Here is an 18,532-nt window from a genome sequence, read left to right as displayed (position 1 = left end):
AGTTGGCCACTATCAGCGTCAGTGAACGCATTCAGGGGCCGGAGCCCCTGAGCCATTACTTGTTCTTGCCTTTCCCGTTGCCTTTTTCTTTGTATTTCGCGTTGTCGTTGCTGTCCCAGTCGTTCTTGTCGTGGCCCTTGCCCGGGTTGTTGCCGCTGTGGATGCTACGGTTGTAGTGGTCGCGATACTTGCCATCCATGTTGTCACAGTTGAGTTTGATACTGCTGCTGCGGGTGCTGATATTCAGGCAGTTGTTCTGCCACCAGTCGTACTCCTTGTCGTCCCAATCCAGGCTGATTTGGCCCCGATCGGTGGAGATCTTGATGTCGTCGTTGTTCTTGGAAGGAGGCGCAGCAAAGGCGACGCCGTGGACAATGAACAGAGAGAGCAGCAGAGCGGTGCGGTTGATCATGGTATTGCGCTTGGGATGTGTCATATCAGAGAGGCTCCTGTCGTGACTAGTCACTGTTCCGGGCTGGCCGGGATCTGGTTGGTGCTGGGGGGTTGGTTGCGGGGCGTCTCATCATCCAGGTTGAGCTTGACGCCCTTGCAATCGGCAGAGGCATCCTCACCGACCCCCAGATCGAGACAACTTGTCTGCGACCAGTCAAATTGCGTGTCATTCCAGTCCAGATTGAAGGTGAGCTCGTCAACGGAGAAAGCGTTATTCCCCTGCTCCTGAGCCTGGACCGATGAGATGGAGGTGCCGGCAACCAGAAGCAGGGAGAGCAGCAGCGTAGTCGTTCTGTTCATGATGTCCTCGGATAATGGCAATAGGGAGTCAGTGTAGCGCGCCGGGCTGAACCCAGGCACAACGAAATACTCCCTTCAAGTCTGAGGTCGATTGTAGCGGTTTTCTGCTGCCGATTCGTCCGTTTTGGTCGCACTATGGACAGCTGGTTATCCATATGAGGGAATTCAGGTATTTGCCCTTCTCTCCGACCGCCCGGTGACTATAATCGGCAGCCAACTTTTCCTGCACGGCATACCCTCTCCATCATGACCACACAGGCTCCCGCCGCATTGCGCTATCCCAAGGGCTGGTTCGCACTGACCACGGTGTACAGTTTTACCGGGCTGGCCATTCTGGCCTCCATCGTCTTCTCCCTGCTGCTGTTTCTCTCCATCGACGACAACCCCCTGATGAAGTGGTTGTTTGGCGGTCTGGCCATCATCTTCGAACTGGGCAAGTTCTATGTCTGGTATGAATATGGCGAGTGCAAGGCACGGCGGGATCTCGGCGGTGCCTTCTGGTCGCTGCTGTTTTACAGCGTGCTGGCTGCCATCTCCATCGGTGGCAGCATTGGCGGCATCAACAGCGCCACCAACACCATCTTGAGCCAGCAGGCGCGCCACGAGCGGGAGATCGCCCGCTTCGACGAGCAGATTGCCAGCATAGAGCGGCAGATCCAGCTCAACGAGGAGGCGGCGCGCAAATACATAGAGATGGCGCGGATCTCCAGCGGGGTGAGCGGATTGCAGCAGGCCAACACCAAGCTCAGGCTGAAGCAGGATGAGCTGCGCCAGGAGCGCGACGCCAAGCCTGTCAATGAGCAGTCCTCCATGCTGGGGTTGATGAGCAGCCTGGCGGACGGGGTGGGCATGAGCATCAGCCAGGTACAGTTCCTGCTGGTCTGCTTCCTCTCGGTGTTGCTGGATGCGTTCGGTGCCTTTTTCGTCAGCCTGATCGGCGAGGAGAACCGCTTCCGCCGTCAATGGCAGTTGCAACGGGCGCGGGAAGAAGCCGAGGTTCGCCAGGTCGAGTCAGCTGTCGCCGCACCCATGGTGGTGAGCAGACCAGAGCCCGCACCGGCCGTGGTGGCCCAGGTGCGCAGCGCGCTGGAGAGCGGAGAGCTCAAGTGCAGCAAGCGCAAGGTGGCCGAGGCCCTCTCCCTCTCGCTGGAAGAGGTGGACAGGGTGTTCCAGCATCTGCTGGCCCAGGGGGTGCTGGGGCAGGGCAGCAATCGCCACTACCACCTCAGTGCGCAGGCGGGTTGAGATCCGGGCCACCTCAGGGTGGCCTTTTTGTTGCCGCAGGCGCGTCAGTGGGTGAGCACCATCATCAGGCTGAAGAAGGCGGCAAGTCCCCCACCTATGCCGATGATCCAGTAAAACCCCTTGGCACCCTGCTTGAGCGGAATGCGGAAGTAGAGCAGAAACGCCCACCACCCCAGGGCCAGCAACAGAGGAATAAGAAACATTCGAGCCATGGTGTCCTCGCTGTTATTCTGTTGACCCTTGATCAATCAACAGGATGGATTGTGCAATGACGCAGCTACAGATTACCGCATTCGGCGACCCCTCGGTACTTCGGCTCAACCCCTCCCTGGACAAGGTGCCCGCCGAGGGGGAAGTCCGGGTACGCATCTGTTTTGCGGGGGTCAACCCCATCGATGCCAAGACCCGGGCCGGCCTCGGCTGGGCGGCGGCCCAGAACAAGGACAAGCTGCCCTGGACCCCGGGCTATGACGTCTCCGGCGTGGTGGAGAAGGTCGGCCCCCATGTCGCCACTCTGGTGGAAGGGGATGCGGTGTGCGGCATGGTGGGCTTTCCCCTGACGGCCGGTGGCTATGCGGAATCTGTGGTGGTACGCGAGGACGAGCTGGTCAGGCTCGACGGGGTCAGTCTCAAGCAGGGGGCTGCGCTGCCGCTGGCGGGCCTTACCGCCTGGCAGGGGCTGTTCGAACACGGTGCCCTCAAGGGCGGGCAGCGCGTGCTGATCCTGGCCGGTGCCGGCGGTGTGGGCCATCTGGCGGTGCAGTTTGCCAGCGCTTATGGCGCCGAGGTGGTGACGACGGCGAGTCGCGACAACCACAGCTTCCTGCACGGGCTGGGAGCCAGCCAGATGGTGGATTACAATGACGCAGACTGGGTTGCTCAAGTGGTGGCCGGCGGTCAGGTCGATCTGGTGCTGGATCTGATGGGGGGCGAGAGCGGCAAGGCGGCGCTGGCCTGCGTCAAACCGGGTGGCCGCCTGGTGACTGTGCCCACCATCACGGCCCAGCAGATCAAGGAGGCGGGGGCCGAGGCGGGCATAGAGGTGCTCGGCATGCTGGTCCACCCCGATCAAAAACAGCTGACCCAGGTACTGATGCTGCTGCGTCAGGGAGATGTGCATATCACCCTCTCCGGTGAGTTCCCCCTGGCGGAAGGGGCACTGGCCCATGGCGCCATCGAGGGCGGTCATGTGCGGGGCAAGCTGCTGCTGCGCATGCCTGCCGCCGACGGCCAGCCCGGATGAACGACATCGCCGAGATGGGGCTGGGCTGGCTGTTTCTGAGCGCCTTCACCTCCGCCACCCTGCTGCCCGGCAGCTCGGAAGTGCTGCTGGGGGCCATGGCCACCCGGGGAGAGTGGAGCATGGCCAGCCTGCTGCTGTGGGCGACGCTGGGCAACACCCTGGGTTCCATGACCACCTGGTGGCTCGGTCGGCTCGCCACACACAAGAAAAAACCGGAAGATTTTCAAGGCCGTGGGGAACAAAAAGCGCTCGCCTGGCTCAAACAGCATGGTCATTGGTGCCTGCTGCTCGCCTGGACGCCGGTGATCGGCGATGGCCTCTGCCTGCTGGCCGGTTGGCTTCGCTTCTCCTTCTGGCGCTCTCTCATCCTGATCGGGCTCGGTAAATTGCTTCGTTATGCCCTGGTGTTTCTGCTGGCCAGCCAGATCTTCTAGCCCATTTTTGTCACTCACGAGGTAACCGTGAACAAACTCATTCCATTAAGCATTCTCCTGGGACTTTCCCTGCCCGTGCTGGCAGCGCCCACCCTGGTGTCCGAGCAGGTCAGGCAGGAAGGCAAGCTTGGCATTCCCTATCAGATGTACAGGCTGGACAACGGCCTGACCGTGATCCTGGCGCCGGACAAATCCGATCCCCTGGTACACCTGGATGTCACCTATCACGTGGGGTCGTCGCGGGAGACGGTCGGCAAGTCGGGTTTTGCCCACTTCTTCGAGCACATGATGTTCCAGGGCTCCAAACACGTGGGCGATCAGGAGCACATGCGGATCATCAATGAGGCCGGTGGCGAGATGAACGGCACCACCAACAAGGACAGGACCAACTATTTCGAGACGGTACCGGCCAACCAGCTGGAGAAGGTGCTCTGGCTGGAGGCGGATCGCATGGGTTTCCTGCTCGATGCGGTGAGCCAGAAGAAGTTCGAGATCCAGCGTGCCACCGTCAAGAACGAGCGGGCCCAGCGCATCGACAACCAGCCCTACGGCCTGCTCAGCGAGAAGGTGGGGGAGGCGCTCTATCCGCGCACCCATCCCTACTCCTGGCAGCCCATCGGCTATGTGGAGGATCTGGACAGGGTCGATGTGAACGACCTCAAGCAGTTCTTCCTGCGCTGGTATGGCCCGAACAACGCCACGTTGACCCTGGGCGGTGACTTCGACACCAAGCAGGCGCTGGCCTGGATTGAGCAATACTTCGGCCCCATTCCCCGTGGCCCCGAGGTGGCCGAGCCGACGCCGAAACCTGCGATCTTGCCCGAGACCCGCTACGTGACGCTGGAAGACAAGGTGCACCTGCCGCTGCTCTATATCAGCTACCCGACCGTGTCCCTTGGCGATCCGCAGGAGCCGGCGCTGGACATCTTTGCCGACGTGCTCGGTGGCTCCGCCAGCTCCATGCTCTATCAGTCCCTGGTCAAGACCGGCAAGGCCATCGAGGTGGGGGCGTCCCACTCCTGCGAGGAGCTGGCCTGTACCCTGGCGGTCTACGCCTACCCGAACCCGGCGGTGGATGGCAGCCTCAAGACCCTCAAGGGGGAGGTGGACAAGGTGATCGGCGAATTTGCCCAACGCGGCATCAAGCCCGCGGATCTGGAGAAGGCCATCAGCAGCTACCGTGCCTCCGCCATCTGGGGGCTGGACAGCATCGAGGGCAAGGTGAGCCAGCTCGCCATGGGTCAGGTGATGACCCGGGACCCCAACTATGTGTTCAAGAACCTGGATGCCATCAGCCAGGTGAATGCCCAGCAGGTCAAGGCAGCCTACGACAAGTTCATCGCGAACAGGCACTCCGTGGTGCTGAGCGTGGTGCCCAAGGGCAAGACCCAGTGGCAGGCGGGCACGCCGAACTTCACCCCGGCCAAGCGCGAGCTGCCGGATTACAGCCAGCATGGGGAGCAGCTGGCCCAGCAAACGATCAAGGACAGCTTCGATCGCAGCGTGCAGCCCAGGACGGCAGAGGCGGTCAGCGTCAAGGTGCCCGCCATCTGGCATGGCAAGCTGGACAAGGGCATCGAGATCATCGGTACCCGAAGTGACGAGATCCCGGCCGTCTCCATCATGATCGCCCTGCCGGGGGGCATCCGGGCCGAGGGCAAGGGTGAGCTGGGGCTCGCCAGCCTCACCGCCGCCATGCTGGGGCAGGGGACGGCGCGCCTCTCCGAGGCCGAGCTCAGCGACGAGCTGCAAAAGCTCGGCGCCAGCATCAGCGTCTCGACCGCCCAGTACAACAATCTCATCACCATCAGTAGCCTGACCGACAAGCTGCCCCAGACGCTGGCACTGGTGCGCGAGGTGTTGCTGCAACCCGGTCTGCGGGAGGCGGACTTCGAGCGGCTCAAGGCACAGACGCTGCAAGGGATGAAACAGAGCGAACAGCAGCCCGAGTGGCTGGCGGGGCAGGCGTTCCGGGAGTTGGTGTACGGCAAGCAGAATCGCCTCGGCCAGCCGACCGACGGGGTGCTGACCGACGTCGAGAAGCTGACCCTGGCGGACGTGAAGCGCTTCTATCATGCCTACTACAACCCGACCAATGCCAAGGTGGTGGTGACCGGGGACGTGACCCAGCAGCAGGTGGAACAGCAGTTGGGCTTCCTCACCGAGTGGCAGGGGGCGGCACCGACTCTGGGGGATCTCAAGCTCAAGGGGGAGCAGGCCAAGGCGGGCATCTACCTGGTGGACAAGCCGGGGGCGCCCCAGTCGGTGATCCGCATCGGTCGCCGTGCCATGCCGTTTGACACCACGGGGGAGTACTTCGTCGCCAACCTGATGAACTTCAACCTGGGGGGCAACTTCAACAGCCGCATCAACCTCAACCTGCGGGAAGACAAGGGCTACACCTATGGCGCCAGCTCGGGCTTCCAGGCGAACCGCGAGGCTGGCATCTTCGCCACCGGCGCCAACGTGCGCACCGACGCCACCGCGGATGCCATCCGTCAGTTCCTCAAGGAGATGGACGGCTACCGTGCGAGCGGGCCCACCCCGGTGGAGCTGGCCTACATGCGCAGCGCCGTCTCCCAGCAGGATGCGCTCTCCTACGAGACCCTGGGCCAGAAGGCGGGCTTCCTGCTGCAGATGATCATGTATGACCTGAAGCCGGACTATGTGCAGGCCCAGAATCAGCTGATCAAAACGGTGTCACCCGAGACGCTAAAAGCCAGTGCAGCCCGCTGGCTCGATCCCGCCGACATGGTGATTGTGGTGGTGGGGGACAAGCAAAAGCTTGAAAAACCCTTGAGCGAGCTTCATCTTCCCATCTATCCACTGCAATTGCCTTGAGGGGCGTTGCATAAAAATGAGCGCCGCCCCAGGTGGGGCGGCCATACATGAGCCGTGAATATGACTACTACTAGCTTGTCGCTCACCGAGTTGCTGACCGCGCTGGGAACCCCGGAACGGGTGACCGCCCTCAAGGGGATCCGGCGCGGGATCGAGCGTGAATGTCTGCGCATCACCCCCGAAGGGACCCTGGCCCAGACCGATCACCCCAGAGGCCTGGGGTCGGCGCTGACCCATGCCAACATCACCACCGACTACTCCGAGAGCCTGCTGGAGTTCATCACCCCGGCGACCGACTCCATCGAGAGCCTGATCGAGCAGCTCGGCGACATCCACCGTCACGCCATTCACCACCTGGGGGATGAGCGGATCTGGCCGCTCTCCATGCCTTGCTTCGTCGGCGACGAGGAGAGCATTCGCCTGGCCCAGTACGGCAGCTCCAACATCGGGCGCATGAAGACCCTCTATCGCCAAGGCTTGAAGAACCGCTACGGCAGCCTGATGCAGGTGATCGCCGGGGTGCACTTCAACTTCTCCATGCCGGACAGCTTCTGGTGCGAGTGGCAGGATCTGGTGGGAGAGGGGTGCTGCAGCCAGCGCTTCATCTCCGACAAGTACATGGGGCTTATTCGCAACGTCTACCGCTTCGGCTGGCTGGTGCCCTATCTGTTCGGCGCCTCCCCGGCCATCTGCGACTCCTTCCTCAAGGGGCGCAAGAGCAGCCTGCCATTCCAGAAGACCGGCAAGGGAACCCTCTATCTGCCCTATGCCACCGCCCTGCGCCTGTCCGATCTCGGTTACACCAACAGCGCCCAGGCGGGGCTCAAGATCAGCCATGACAACCTGCCGGCCTACGTGAGCAGCCTGCGCCGCGCCATCAACACCCATGATCCCGAGTTTGCCAAGATTGGGGTCAAGGTGAACGGCGAGTACCGCCAGCTCAACGACAACGTGCTGCAGCTGGAGAACGAGCTCTATGCTCCTATCCGGCCCAAGCGTACCCCGCGCAGCGGCGAGAAGCCCTCGGATGCGCTGGAGCAGCGCGGCATCGAATACATCGAGCTGCGCACCGTGGACGTGAACCCCTTCACCCCGTTCGGCATCGAGGTGGATCAGATCCGCTTCTTCGATCTGTTCCTGGTCTGGTGCCTGCTGCGACCCTCCCCGCTGCTGACCGAGGAGGAGATTGCCCGTAACCGCCGCAACCAGAACAAGGTGGTGCTGGAAGGGCGCCGTCCTGGTTTGGAGTTGGAAGATGAACAGGGTGCTGCCATCGGCCTCAAGGAGTTCGGGCTCCAGCTGTTCGACGAGCTGGACCAGGTCGCCGGGCTGCTGGATCGCTGCTGCGGCCGCAACCGCTACCGCGAGACGCTGGCCATGCACCGCGAGAAGCTGCTCAATCCCGAGCTGACCTATTCCGCCCGCCTGCTCAAGCAGTTGCTGGAAAGCGGCCAGGACAATGGCTGCTTCGGCGACGAGCTGGCGAGCCGCTACCGGGAAGAGATGCTGGCCGGTGAGCTGCAGTACTGGGATGAGGCCTACTTCGCCGGTGAGGCGCGGGAGTCCCTGGCCAAGCAGCGGGAGCGGGAGCGCGGCGACAGCCTCTCCTTCGACGACTTCCTCGCCGATTATTTCGGGACCCGGCAGACCACCGCCTGAGGGTGCCATCACAGTGACGAGAGCCGCTCCCTTGAGCGGCTTTTTTATGGGCGTAGAGGTGGGATCCTGCCCGCAGCAGGCATAAAAAAACGGCCCCGGAGGGCCGTTTCGCAAAGGAGGGGACCGCTATCAGAGGATGAGACCGCCGAAGAAGAAGCCCAGTGCCACTGCCATGGCGATGGTGGCCACGCCCGGGATGAAGAAGGGGTGGTTGAACACCGCCTTGCCAATCCGGGTGGAGCCGGTGTCGTCCATCTCGACCGCCGCCAGCAGGGTCGGGTAGGTCGGCAGCACGAACAGGGCGCTCACGGCAGCGAAGGAAGCGATGGCCGCCAGCGGGCTGACACCCAGTGCCAGCGCAGCCGGCATCAGGGCCTTGGTGGTGGCGCCCTGGGAGTAAAGCAGCATGGAGGAGAAGAACAGCACCACGGCCAGCAGCCAGCTGTACTGGCTCAGCAGATCGCCGGCGAACGCCTGGATCTCGACCATGTTGCCTTTCACGAAGACGTTGCCGAGCCAGGCCACGCCCAGCACGCAGATACAGGCCGACATGCCGGACTTGAAGGTCGGCATGTTGGTGATCTGGGCGGCGTCCAGCTTGCAGAACAGCACCATCAGGGTGGCGGCGGAGAGCATGATGCCCATGATGGCGCCATCGCGGGGGATGGGCGGGCTGGCGATCAGGCCCACGTTGCCTGAGATGGCAGTGGCATAGGCCATGACCGCGACGATGGCGACGATGAAGATGCCGACGGAGAGCTTGGCATAGGGCTTGAGCTCCACCTTGCTGGTGCCGCGCAGCTTGATCAGGCCTTTGGCCTTGCGCTCCAGATAGACCTCATCCTGCTCCAGCGGCTTGCCCAGCATGTTGGCCACGAAGGCCCCCAGCAGACAGGCGATGAAGCTGGACGGGATGCAGATGGCCAGCAGGGTCAGGTAGTCAACGCCCAGCGGCTCCAGCATGCCGGAGAAGGCAACCACGGCCGCCGAGATGGGGGAGGCGGTGATGGCTATCTGGGAGGCAACGACCGCGATGGAGAGCGGACGGGAGGGACGAATGCCCTGCTCCTTGGCCACTTCGGCGATCACCGGCAGGGTGGAGAAGGCGGTGTGACCGGTACCGGCCAGCATGGTCATCAGGTAGGTGACGACCGGGGCGGCGAAGGTGATGTGCTTGGGATTCTTGCGCAGGGCCTTCTCGGCCAGGTGCACCAGATAGTCCATCCCGCCGGCGAGCTGCATGCAGGCGATGGCGCAGATGACGGACGCGATGATCATGATCACGTCCCAGGGGAGGTAGGTCACCAGCTGATCGCTCGGGATGGGCATGCCCAGCCCCCAGGTCAGCACCAATACCCCCAGACCACCGGCGAAGCCGATACCTATGCTGCCTATCCGGGCTCCCAGATAGATAGCGGCGAGCACCACAAGTAACTCGATTCCAATCATAGCGAACACTCCATTTTCCAGTTTTTTTAGGTTTTATTGGGCTGAAAAGCCAATTCCCGATGGGACTTGCAGGAGGTCGCTCGGGAATTGACTTTAATGGGCCGGGATAAACCCGGCCCATCTGCTCGCTTATACGGTGGCTTCGCGGGTGTAACGCTTGGCCTTGTATTGCGGGTTCATCAGGTTCTCGATGGAGAGGATCTCGTCCAGCTGCTCGGCGGTCAGCAGGCCGCGCTCAAGCACGACTTCGCGGACGTTCTTGCCGGTCTGGGCACAGATCTTGCCGACGATGTCGCCTTCGTGGTGACCGATGAAGGGGTTCAGGTAGGTCACGATGCCGATGGAGTTCAGCACGTGGTTCATGCAGATGTCCGGGTTGGCGGTGATGCCTTCCACACACTTCTCGCGCAGGGAAATGCAGGCTTTTTCCATCAGGCTCAGGGATTCGAACATGGCCTGACCAATCACCGGCTCCATGACGTTCAGCTGCAGCTGACCGGCTTCGGCGGCGAAGGTGATGGTGACGTCATTGCCGAACACCTTGAAGCAGGACTGGTTGACCACTTCCGGAATGACCGGGTTGACCTTGGCCGGCATGATGGAGGAGCCAGCCTGCATTTCCGGCAGGTTGATTTCCTTCAGGGCAGTGCGCGGACCGGAGGAGAGCAGACGCAGGTCGTTGCAGATCTTGGACAGCTTCATGGCCAGACGCTTGATGGCACCGTGCAGCATCACATAGGCACCGCAGTCGGAGGTCGCTTCGATGAGATCCTCTGCCGGCACATAGGCGCGACCGGTGATCTCGGCCAGCCGCTTGATGGCCAGGGCGGAGTACTCGGGCGGGGTGTTCAGACCGGTCCCGATGGCGGTGGCACCCAGGTTCACTTCCAGCAGCAGTTCCTGGCAACGCTTGATGGACTTGATCTCTTCGCGCAGGGTCACGGCGAAGGCATGGAACTCCTGACCCAGGGTCATGGGGACAGCATCTTGCAACTGGGTACGGCCCATCTTCAGGATGCTCTTGAATTCCTGGGCCTTGGTATCGAAGGCTGCGATCAGCGCTTCCAGGGCATACAGGGTGGTGTCGGTGCTGTTGACCACGGCGACGCGGAAACCGGTGGGGTAGGCGTCATTGGTGGACTGGCACTTGTTGACGTGGTCGTTCGGGTTGATGACGTCGTAACGTCCCTTCTCCAGACCCATGATTTCCAAGGCGATGTTGGCCAGCACTTCGTTGGTGTTCATGTTGACGGAGGTACCGGCGCCGCCCTGATAGACATCGACCGGGAACTGGTCGAAGCATTTGCCGGTATTCAGCATCAGATCACAGGCTTCGATGATCTTGTCAGCAATTTCGGGACGTATGGTGCCGAGCTCACCGTTGGCCAGTGCGGCGGCCTTCTTGGTCAGCACCATGCCACGGACAAATTCGGGAACGTCAGAAATCTTCTGAGTGCTGATCTTGAAGTTCTCGACGGCGCGCAGGGTATGCACACCGTAATAGAGATCGTTGGAAACTTCTTTGGTGCCCAGCAGGTCTTCTTCAATGCGGACGTTCTTGATGTCGCTCATTGTAATGCCTCAGAAATCAGATAAATGGAAACGATCCTCACCGAGTGGCCGCGACATCCTTACGCACATTTCATCCTGAAGCACCACACATCGGGTGGGGCAGTGGGGAACCCGTGGTTCCCTGTGCAATGACTGGAATAGATTTTACCTCAATTGGGGTATCTGATATTAGACTTGGATCACTAAATTTGAGGCAACCTCAAATATCTTGTGGTCATTAAACAGATATTGCAATTGAGCGATTAACTTTGACAGAACAATCACTTCAATCACAGTTGGGCGACCAAATATTTCTTCCGATCCCGAGGTGTCTGGCGTCGCAGACTTGAAAAACCGGCATGACTCCCCATTTTAGTGACAAGAGACCTGCATGATGGCGAGTTGGTATGGGCCATACTCCGCTGACTGTGTGATTGCAGGTTCATTTATTCACCGCACTGAGGTTGCTATGGGCAAGTTGTTACTGTTGTTGGTTGGCCTGGTATTGCTGGAGCTCACCGTGATGATAGAGGTGGGCTCGGTGATAGGTGCCTTGCCGACCGTGGGCCTGCTGGTACTGACCGCGGTGCTGGGCTCTTCTCTGGTGCGCAGCGAGGGGATCAAGACCCTGTTCAGCGCCCAGCAGAAGATGCAACAGGGAGAGATGCCGGGCCGCGAGGTGATGGGCGGCATGCTGCTGGCGTTGGCCGGTCTGCTGCTGATCATTCCGGGCTTCGTGACCGACTTCTTCGGCATCCTGCTGCTGCAGCCCTGGCTGCGCAACAAGCTGGCCGACAAGCTGGTGAGCAGCAGCCAGTTCAGGATGCAGATGGGGGGCTTCCAGGCACAGCAACCGCCGTTCGGGGCGCACCCTGGCGAGGGGCAGCCGGATCAGGCCAAGGGTGGCGGAACCACGATTGAAGGGGAATTTGAACGCAAAGAGTGAGTGAACGGAATCGGCCGCCATCCTGGGGCCCTTGCCGTCAGGGGTTGACCTGATGGCAGAGCCTCTCAAACCTGCGGTGGGCATAGCCCCAGGCCAGCAGCCCCGCCGCCAGGTTTGCCAGCAATATCCCCAGATAGATCCCCTGCTCACCCCCCAGCTTTGCCCCCAGCCAGGCCCCTGGCAGCAAGAAGACGAACAGCCGCATGCCGTTGAAGACGAATGACACCGTCGAGGCCCTGACGCCGTTGAGTGCCGAAGCCAGCAACATCACCATGCCCTGAAAACCGTAGCCGATGGGCACCAAATGCAGGTAGAGCACGATCAGCCGAACGACCTGAGGGTGATCGCTGAACAGGTTGGCGATGAGCGGCGCCAGCAGCCAGACGAGGCCGTAGATGGCGAGCTGGAACAGCAGGGCGAACCGCATGCAGAGCAGCAGGGCGGCCCTGGCCCTCGCCAGATTGCCCGCTCCACAGTTCTGCGAGACGAAGGGTGCCAGCACCGAGGAGAGCGCCATCATCACGATCAGCAGCAGCGCCTCCACCCTGGAGGCGGCTCCATAGGCGGCCACCACCTCGGTACCCAGACCGGCGAAGATGACCATCAGCACGGCGCTGGCCAGCGGATTGAGCATGTTGGTAAAGGAGGCGGGCACGGCCACCTGCAGCAGGGCGCGCCAGTGGGCCAGCCGCTGCGGGCGAGGGGAGAGGCGCCATGACAGCAGTTGCTCCCGCTGGCGCAGTATGTGCAGGCTGACCAGCATGGCCATCAACCAGGAGAGGGAGGTGGCGATGGCGGCGCCGCGAATGCCCCATTCGGGGAAAGGGCCGGGCCCGAAGATGAGCAGGGGATCCAGCACCCCGTTGACCAGACCGGCCACCCCCATCACCAGGCTGGGGGTCTTGGTATCCCCCGTGGTCCGGATGGCGGCATTGCCGACCATGGGAATGACCAGCATGGGTACGGTCAGATACCAGATCAGCATGTAGTCGTGGATGAGAGAAATGAGCTCGGCGCTGGCGCCCAGCAAGGTAAAGAGGGGTTCTATGGTCAGCGCCCCCAGCACGGCGAGCAGGGTCACTAGGATGACGGCAAGGAACAGGCAGTCGGTGGTGATGCGGGCGGCCTCGTCGTGACGGCCCTGGCCCAGGGCATGGCCGAGCAGGGCGCACAGTCCAGCTCCCAGCCCCATGGTGAGGGAAGTGACCACGAAGGTGACCGGGAAGGTGAAGCTGATGGCGGCGAGCGCTTCCGTGCCCAGCATGCCGATGAAGAAGGTATCGACCAGGTTGAAGGCGAGGATGGCAACGATGCCGAGGATCATGGGCCCCGTCATGCGCAGCAGCATTGGCGTCATGGGGGCGGTCAGCATGGGGTTGGGTCGGCTCAAGGCAGGGTCTCTATGTGCTCTGGGCCGAAATGCTGGCCGCGTCCATCCGCCTTCCTGATTGGGGGTGGGTGATCCATCAAAGATACTCATAGTACGTGAAAATATTTTTTTTGTATTTGCCCTTGAAGGGCTACCCAAATTGCCCCAGATCAGGGGCATAACAAATTTGGCCGACTGCGGCCATTCCTCAAGCAACACAGAGACTCATTTTGGGAGAGTTATCGATGAAAATTCGTCCACTGCACGACCGCGTCATCATCAAGCGCATCGAAGCTGAAGCCAAATCCGCTGGCGGCATCGTCTTGACTGGCACTGCGGCCCAGAAGTCCACCCGTGGTGAAGTTCTTGCCGTGGGGACTGGCCGAATTCTGGACAATGGCGATGTCAAAGCCCTCGCCGTCAAGGTGGGTGACAAGGTGATCTTCAACGAAGGCTACGGCGTGAAGACCGAGAAGCTGGATGGCCAGGACGTGCTGATCCTGTCCGAGACCGACATCCTGGCGATTGTCGAAGAGTAATCACCTCCCCCTTTTTCCCGAATTGATTTAAGGACTGAAGAACATGGCAGCTAAAGAAGTTAAGTTTGGCAACGAAGCCCGCATCAAAATGCTGGAAGGCGTCAACATCCTGGCCGACGCCGTCAAGGTGACCCTGGGCCCGAAAGGCCGCAACGTGGTACTGGACAAGTCCTTCGGTGCCCCGACCATCACCAAGGATGGCGTCTCCGTTGCCCGCGAGATCGAGCTGGAAGACAAGTTCCAGAACATGGGCGCCCAGATGGTCAAGGAAGTTGCTTCCAAGGCCAACGACGCCGCCGGTGACGGTACCACCACCGCTACCGTACTGGCGCAAGCCATCGTCAACGAAGGCCTGAAGGCCGTTGCCGCCGGCATGAACCCCATGGATCTGAAGCGCGGTATCGACAAGGCCGTTGTAGCTGCCGTCGCCGAGCTGCAGGCCCTGTCCCAGCCCTGCGCCGACAACAACGCCATCGCTCAGGTCGGTACCATCTCCGCCAACTCCGACGAGAAAGTGGGTGCACTGATCGCCGAAGCCATGGATAAGGTCGGCCGTGACGGTGTGATCACCGTGGAAGACGGTCAGGGTCTGGAAGACGAGCTGGCTGTGGTAGAAGGCATGCAGTTCGACCGTGGCTACCTCTCCCCCTACTTCATCAACAAGCCGGAAACCGGCTCCGTCGAGCTGGATGATCCCTTCATCCTGCTGGTGGACAAGAAAGTCTCCAACATCCGTGAAATGCTGCCGGTGCTGGAAGGCGTGGCCAAGGCGGGCAAACCGCTGATCATCGTGGCCGAAGATGTGGAAGGTGAAGCGCTGGCTACCCTGGTGGTCAACACCATGCGCGGCATCGTAAAAGTCGCCGCCGTCAAGGCGCCGGGATTCGGCGACCGTCGCAAGGCCATGCTGCAGGATATCGCCATCCTGACCGGTGGTACCGTGATCTCCGAAGAGGTGGGCATGGAGCTGGAAAAAGCGACCCTGGAAGATCTGGGCCGTGCCAAGCGCATCGTCATCACCAAAGAGAACACCACCATCATCGATGGCGTGGGTGATGCAGCCCTGATCGAGAGCCGCGTGGCTCAGATCCGTCAGCAGATCGAAGATACCTCTTCCGATTATGACCGTGAGAAGCTGCAAGAGCGCGTGGCCAAGCTGGCCGGCGGTGTTGCTGTCATCAAGGTTGGCGCTGCCACCGAAGTCGAGATGAAAGAGAAGAAAGCCCGTGTTGACGATGCCCTGCACGCCACTCGCGCTGCAGTAGAAGAAGGCGTGGTTGCCGGTGGTGGTGTGGCGCTGGTGCGCGTGGCCGCCAAGCTGGCCTCCCTGCGTGGTGACAACGAAGACCAGAACGTGGGCATCAAGGTCGCTCTGCGCGCCATGGAAGCACCGCTGCGTCAGATCGTCATCAACGCCGGTGAAGAAGCCTCCGTCATTGCCAACGCCGTGAAGAACGGTGAGGGTAACTTCGGCTACAACGCCTACACCGAGCAGTACGGTGACATGCTGGCCATGGGCATCCTGGATCCGACCAAGGTGACCCGTTCTGCCCTGCAGTTCGCCTCTTCCATCGCTGGCCTGATGATCACCACAGAGTGCATGATCTCCGAGCTGCCGAAGAAAGATACCCCTGCCATGCCTGATATGGGTGGCATGGGCGGTATGGGTATGATGTAATTCCGTCATAGTCATCAAACGGCTCGCTTTTGCGGGCCGTTTTTTTTAGTGCTACTAAGCTGAAGCTGTTGATAGTGAAATGATCTGAGGTGAGCATGCGAACATTAGGTTTGATCCCGCTACTGTTTTCCCTTGTCGTTCCCACCATGGTCCTGGCCGCTCCCGAGGGGCCGGTGATCCTCAAGGTGACAGGGAATCTGGACCCCGCCAACCCGGCTGATGGTGAAGTTGATTTCGACATGGCCATGATCCAGGCCCTGCCACAGCATGAGATAGTGACGAGCAATCCCTGGGTGGACAAACCGCACAAATACGTGGGGCCCAAGCTGGCGGACGTGCTGACGGCGGTGAAGGCCAATGGCAAGAGCATCACGCTCACTGCCTTGAACAGCTTTCAGATCCGGATCAACTGGGATAAGGTCAGGCAATACGATCCCATTCTGGCCTGGCAAGATGATGGGGTAACCATGCGGGTACGTGACAAAGGGCCGCTTTGGTTTATCCTGCCGCTGGATCAGCATCCTGAACTCAAGCGATCCGAGTTCACCGACATGATGATCTGGCAACTGAGCGCGATCGATATTCAGCAGTAAAGACGGTGGCTTACGGGAGTACTGGGTGAAAGCGAAGACCAGGGCTTGGCCCTTACTCGGCGTTCTTTATCTATCCATTCTGTTATTCACGGGTAGCACGCTGTATTGCCTGGTGCAGATACAAAATGCGACCCGGGTAATGGAGAAGTACACCTATGACGTCTCCTGGGCATTGATGCAGTTGCAGCTAGAGCTGGGGCGCTTTCTCAATGCCGTCGAGATTTACCACTACGGCGGTATCGATCATGAAACCCTGCTGCTGCGTTACGACATCCTGTGGAGCCGGACGCCGATTCTGCTGAGTGGGCAGCTGCGCAAGAGCCTGTCGGATAATCCGAAGACGCTGCGGCTGGTGCAGCTGACCGAGAACAACATCCGCAAGCTGGAGCCGGAGCTGACCAAGCTGAAGCCGGGGATGTCGGATTACCAGCAGATCATGATGACCCTTGCGCCCTTGCAGGAGCCGCTCTCCTACTCTCTCGCCTCCATGATGCAGAAGAACATCAACGTCTATTCGGGCAATGACAAGCGCTTCGGCCAACTGCGCGATGCGCTGTTATTCATGGTGTTGGGCCTGGTGATATCCGTCATTCTGCTTAGCGGTCTGCTGGTGCGTGAAGCCAGGCGTCATTTCAGAACGGCCCGGGTCGATCCGCTGACCGGCCTGGCCAACCGATTGGCCTTGCTGGAGAAGATGGAGTCTTACGTCAGCCGTGATACCCCCTTTGGCCTGGTACTGGTCGACATCAATGACTTTCGTGACATCAACAGCAAGTTTGGCTACAGCACTGGGGACATACTGCTGCAGGAGCTGGCGAAGCGGCTGCGGGCCCTGTGTGAAAACGGCGAGTGGGTGGCTCGTCTGGGGGGCGATCAGCTCGCCATGCTGCAACGGGACAGCAGCGATCTGCGTCAGGTCAGGGAGCTGGTGGCGAGAGTGCTCCACTCCATCAAACAAGACATCATCATCGACAACTATCCCTTCCGGCTAGAAGTGGGCATAGGTATCGCTTTCTTCCCCACGGACAGCAACCAGACCCAGGAGCTGCTGAGCCGGGCGGAGCAGGCGCTGTTCCACAGCCGCAAGACCCATGTCCCTTATGTCATCTATGACAGCTCCCTGCTCAACGAAACCACCAGGCGCAAGCACCTCGCTTCCGACATGGTGATGGCTCTTGAACACAACGCCCTGGAGCTTTACTACCAACCCATCGTCAACCTGGAAAGCGGTCGCTGCGAGGCGGTCGAGGCGCTGCTGAGATGGCGTCATCCTGAGCTTGGCTTCATTCCTCCCAACGAGGTGATCCAGGTGGCGGAAGAGTTCCAGCTGGCCGAGAAGCTTGGCAGCTGGGTACTGAACACGGCGTGCGAGCAGCTCCACCAGTGGCAACACCTGGGGTTGGTCGATCTGCAGATGTGCGTCAACATCTCCCCTGGCATGTACCAGCGCAACTTGTTGAAGCTGGTGGCCAAGGCCTTGATGGAACACCACATTCCGGCCTCCTGCCTGGTGCTGGAAGTGACGGAAGACACCACCATGCGCGAGGTGAAGAATTCGCTGCAGTTGATGCAGGATCTCAGTCAGCAGGGGGTTCATCTGGCGCTAGATGACTTCGGGACCGGTTACTCCTCTCTCAGCTATCTGCAGAAGCTGCCCGTGAGCAAGGTGAAGATAGACAGATCCTTCATCCAGGGCATAGACACCTCCATCGAGGCGGCCGAGCTGGTGGCCAACATCTGCCGCATGGGTTCCATGCTGGGCAAGAAGCTGGTATGCGAGGGGATTGAAACCCAGGGCCAGCTCGACGTGCTGCGTTCATTGACCGACATCCATCTCTACGGACAAGGCTATCTGTTCAGTCGCCCGGAGCAGGCATCAAAGGCCTATCAGACCCTGCTGGAGATGGAGGAACGTTGGCTCGCACGGCGTGCACCAGACAAGGCATACCTGCTCTGAACGATAGGTCTCATGTCTGCCATTCTCTGGCCGATAGTGATTAGGCAGGAGGTACACAATGGATATTTCTAGTTCTGCAAATGCGTCGTTTGGTTCTGCACTGATGGTGGCCAGCCTGGCCAAAAAACAGCAGACCCAGGAGGGCGAGTCGGCTTTGAAACTGCTGGCAACAGCAGCTCAGTCAGCTCCAGCAGCACCGACATCGGCCAGCGCTTCTCTGGGAAGCAAGATCGATATTCGCGTCTGACCCTAATGAAAAAGGCGCTGTCCCAGTT

17 protein-coding genes are annotated in these 18,532 nt (G+C 60.6%); 11 read left to right on the top strand and 6 right to left on the bottom strand.

The window, feature by feature from the left end; genetic code table 11:
• Positions 1-55 precede the first annotated feature (55 nt).
• On the bottom strand, positions 56-436 hold the full coding sequence (locus BN1127_RS05710; protein ID WP_005331789.1) for a hypothetical protein: 381 nt from the start codon (positions 434-436) through the stop codon (positions 56-58).
• Between the two features lie 26 nt (positions 437-462).
• The gene (locus BN1127_RS05705) at positions 463-753 is read right to left on the bottom strand and encodes a hypothetical protein (protein ID WP_042648811.1); all 291 of its coding nucleotides are present in this window, start codon (positions 751-753) and stop codon (positions 463-465) included.
• A gap of 246 nt (positions 754-999) precedes the next feature.
• On the opposite strand from BN1127_RS05705, the gene BN1127_RS05700 reads away from it, so the two are divergent.
• The gene (locus tag BN1127_RS05700; protein ID WP_042648810.1) at positions 1,000-1,998 is read left to right on the top strand and encodes a hypothetical protein; all 999 of its coding nucleotides are present in this window, start codon (positions 1,000-1,002) and stop codon (positions 1,996-1,998) included.
• A gap of 44 nt (positions 1,999-2,042) precedes the next feature.
• On the opposite strand, the gene BN1127_RS21165 is transcribed toward BN1127_RS05700, so the two are convergent.
• Positions 2,043-2,210, bottom strand: a complete 168-nt coding sequence (locus tag BN1127_RS21165) for a hypothetical protein (protein WP_162472074.1) — start codon at positions 2,208-2,210, stop codon at positions 2,043-2,045.
• A gap of 56 nt (positions 2,211-2,266) precedes the next feature.
• Between BN1127_RS21165 and BN1127_RS05695 the strand changes: the two genes are divergently transcribed.
• From BN1127_RS05695 to gshA, 4 genes are read left to right on the top strand one after another with little or no spacing between them, the layout of a single operon-like run.
• Positions 2,267-3,241, top strand: a complete 975-nt coding sequence (locus BN1127_RS05695) for an NADP-dependent oxidoreductase (protein ID WP_042648809.1) — start codon at positions 2,267-2,269, stop codon at positions 3,239-3,241.
• Entirely contained in the window at positions 3,238-3,675 is a 438-nt protein-coding gene (locus tag BN1127_RS05690; RefSeq protein WP_005331793.1) for a YqaA family protein, read from the top strand. The genes BN1127_RS05695 and BN1127_RS05690 overlap by 4 nt, the downstream gene beginning before the upstream one ends.
• 27 nt (positions 3,676-3,702) lie before the next feature.
• The gene (locus tag BN1127_RS05685; protein ID WP_042648808.1) at positions 3,703-6,516 is read left to right on the top strand and encodes a M16 family metallopeptidase; all 2,814 of its coding nucleotides are present in this window, start codon (positions 3,703-3,705) and stop codon (positions 6,514-6,516) included.
• A 60-nt stretch (positions 6,517-6,576) separates the two neighbouring features.
• Positions 6,577-8,175 (top strand): glutamate--cysteine ligase, encoded by a 1,599-nt coding sequence (gshA, locus tag BN1127_RS05680; RefSeq protein WP_042648807.1) that lies wholly within the window; start codon positions 6,577-6,579, stop codon positions 8,173-8,175.
• Between the two features lie 129 nt (positions 8,176-8,304).
• Here the strand turns inward: gshA and BN1127_RS05675 are convergent, their stop codons facing one another.
• Together BN1127_RS05675 and aspA are read right to left on the bottom strand one after the other, a co-directional pair.
• Positions 8,305-9,624, bottom strand: coding sequence for an anaerobic C4-dicarboxylate transporter (locus BN1127_RS05675; RefSeq protein ID WP_041206386.1), 1,320 nt, complete (start codon positions 9,622-9,624; stop codon positions 8,305-8,307).
• A gap of 129 nt (positions 9,625-9,753) precedes the next feature.
• Complete coding sequence (aspA, locus tag BN1127_RS05670) at positions 9,754-11,196, bottom strand: aspartate ammonia-lyase (RefSeq protein WP_005331800.1); 1,443 nt, start codon at positions 11,194-11,196, stop codon at positions 9,754-9,756.
• 448 nt (positions 11,197-11,644) lie between these two features.
• On the opposite strand from aspA, the gene BN1127_RS05665 reads away from it, so the two are divergent.
• Positions 11,645-12,121, top strand: coding sequence for an FxsA family protein (locus tag BN1127_RS05665; RefSeq protein WP_041206385.1), 477 nt, complete (start codon positions 11,645-11,647; stop codon positions 12,119-12,121).
• A 37-nt stretch (positions 12,122-12,158) separates the two neighbouring features.
• Here BN1127_RS05665 and BN1127_RS05660 read toward each other — a convergent pair whose 3' ends face one another.
• Positions 12,159-13,493 (bottom strand): MATE family efflux transporter, encoded by a 1,335-nt coding sequence (locus BN1127_RS05660; protein ID WP_231557444.1) that lies wholly within the window; start codon positions 13,491-13,493, stop codon positions 12,159-12,161.
• Between the two features lie 242 nt (positions 13,494-13,735).
• Here BN1127_RS05660 and BN1127_RS05655 point away from each other — a divergent pair, with 242 nt between their 5' ends.
• From BN1127_RS05655 to BN1127_RS05635, 5 genes are all read left to right on the top strand, one after another.
• Positions 13,736-14,029: a co-chaperone GroES gene (locus BN1127_RS05655; protein WP_005309514.1), complete on the top strand. Its 294-nt coding sequence runs from the start codon at positions 13,736-13,738 to the stop codon at positions 14,027-14,029.
• 43 nt (positions 14,030-14,072) lie between these two features.
• A complete protein-coding gene (gene groL, locus BN1127_RS05650) occupies positions 14,073-15,707 on the top strand; it encodes a chaperonin GroEL (RefSeq protein ID WP_005331807.1) in 1,635 nt (544 codons plus the stop codon).
• A gap of 95 nt (positions 15,708-15,802) precedes the next feature.
• Positions 15,803-16,300: a putative pterin-binding protein gene (locus tag BN1127_RS05645; protein WP_041206383.1), complete on the top strand. Its 498-nt coding sequence runs from the start codon at positions 15,803-15,805 to the stop codon at positions 16,298-16,300.
• A 25-nt stretch (positions 16,301-16,325) separates the two neighbouring features.
• On the top strand, positions 16,326-18,257 hold the full coding sequence (locus BN1127_RS05640; RefSeq protein ID WP_041206381.1) for a putative bifunctional diguanylate cyclase/phosphodiesterase: 1,932 nt from the start codon (positions 16,326-16,328) through the stop codon (positions 18,255-18,257).
• 58 nt (positions 18,258-18,315) lie between these two features.
• Complete coding sequence (locus BN1127_RS05635) at positions 18,316-18,504, top strand: hypothetical protein (protein WP_041206379.1); 189 nt, start codon at positions 18,316-18,318, stop codon at positions 18,502-18,504.
• The last annotated feature ends 28 nt before the right edge of the window (positions 18,505-18,532 follow it).

Source organism: Aeromonas media (assembly GCF_000819985.1).
GTDB classification, from domain to species: Bacteria; Pseudomonadota; Gammaproteobacteria; order Enterobacterales; family Aeromonadaceae; genus Aeromonas; species Aeromonas media.
Note: the sequence above shows the minus strand (reverse complement) of the source record. Positions and strands in the feature narration are given on the sequence as shown.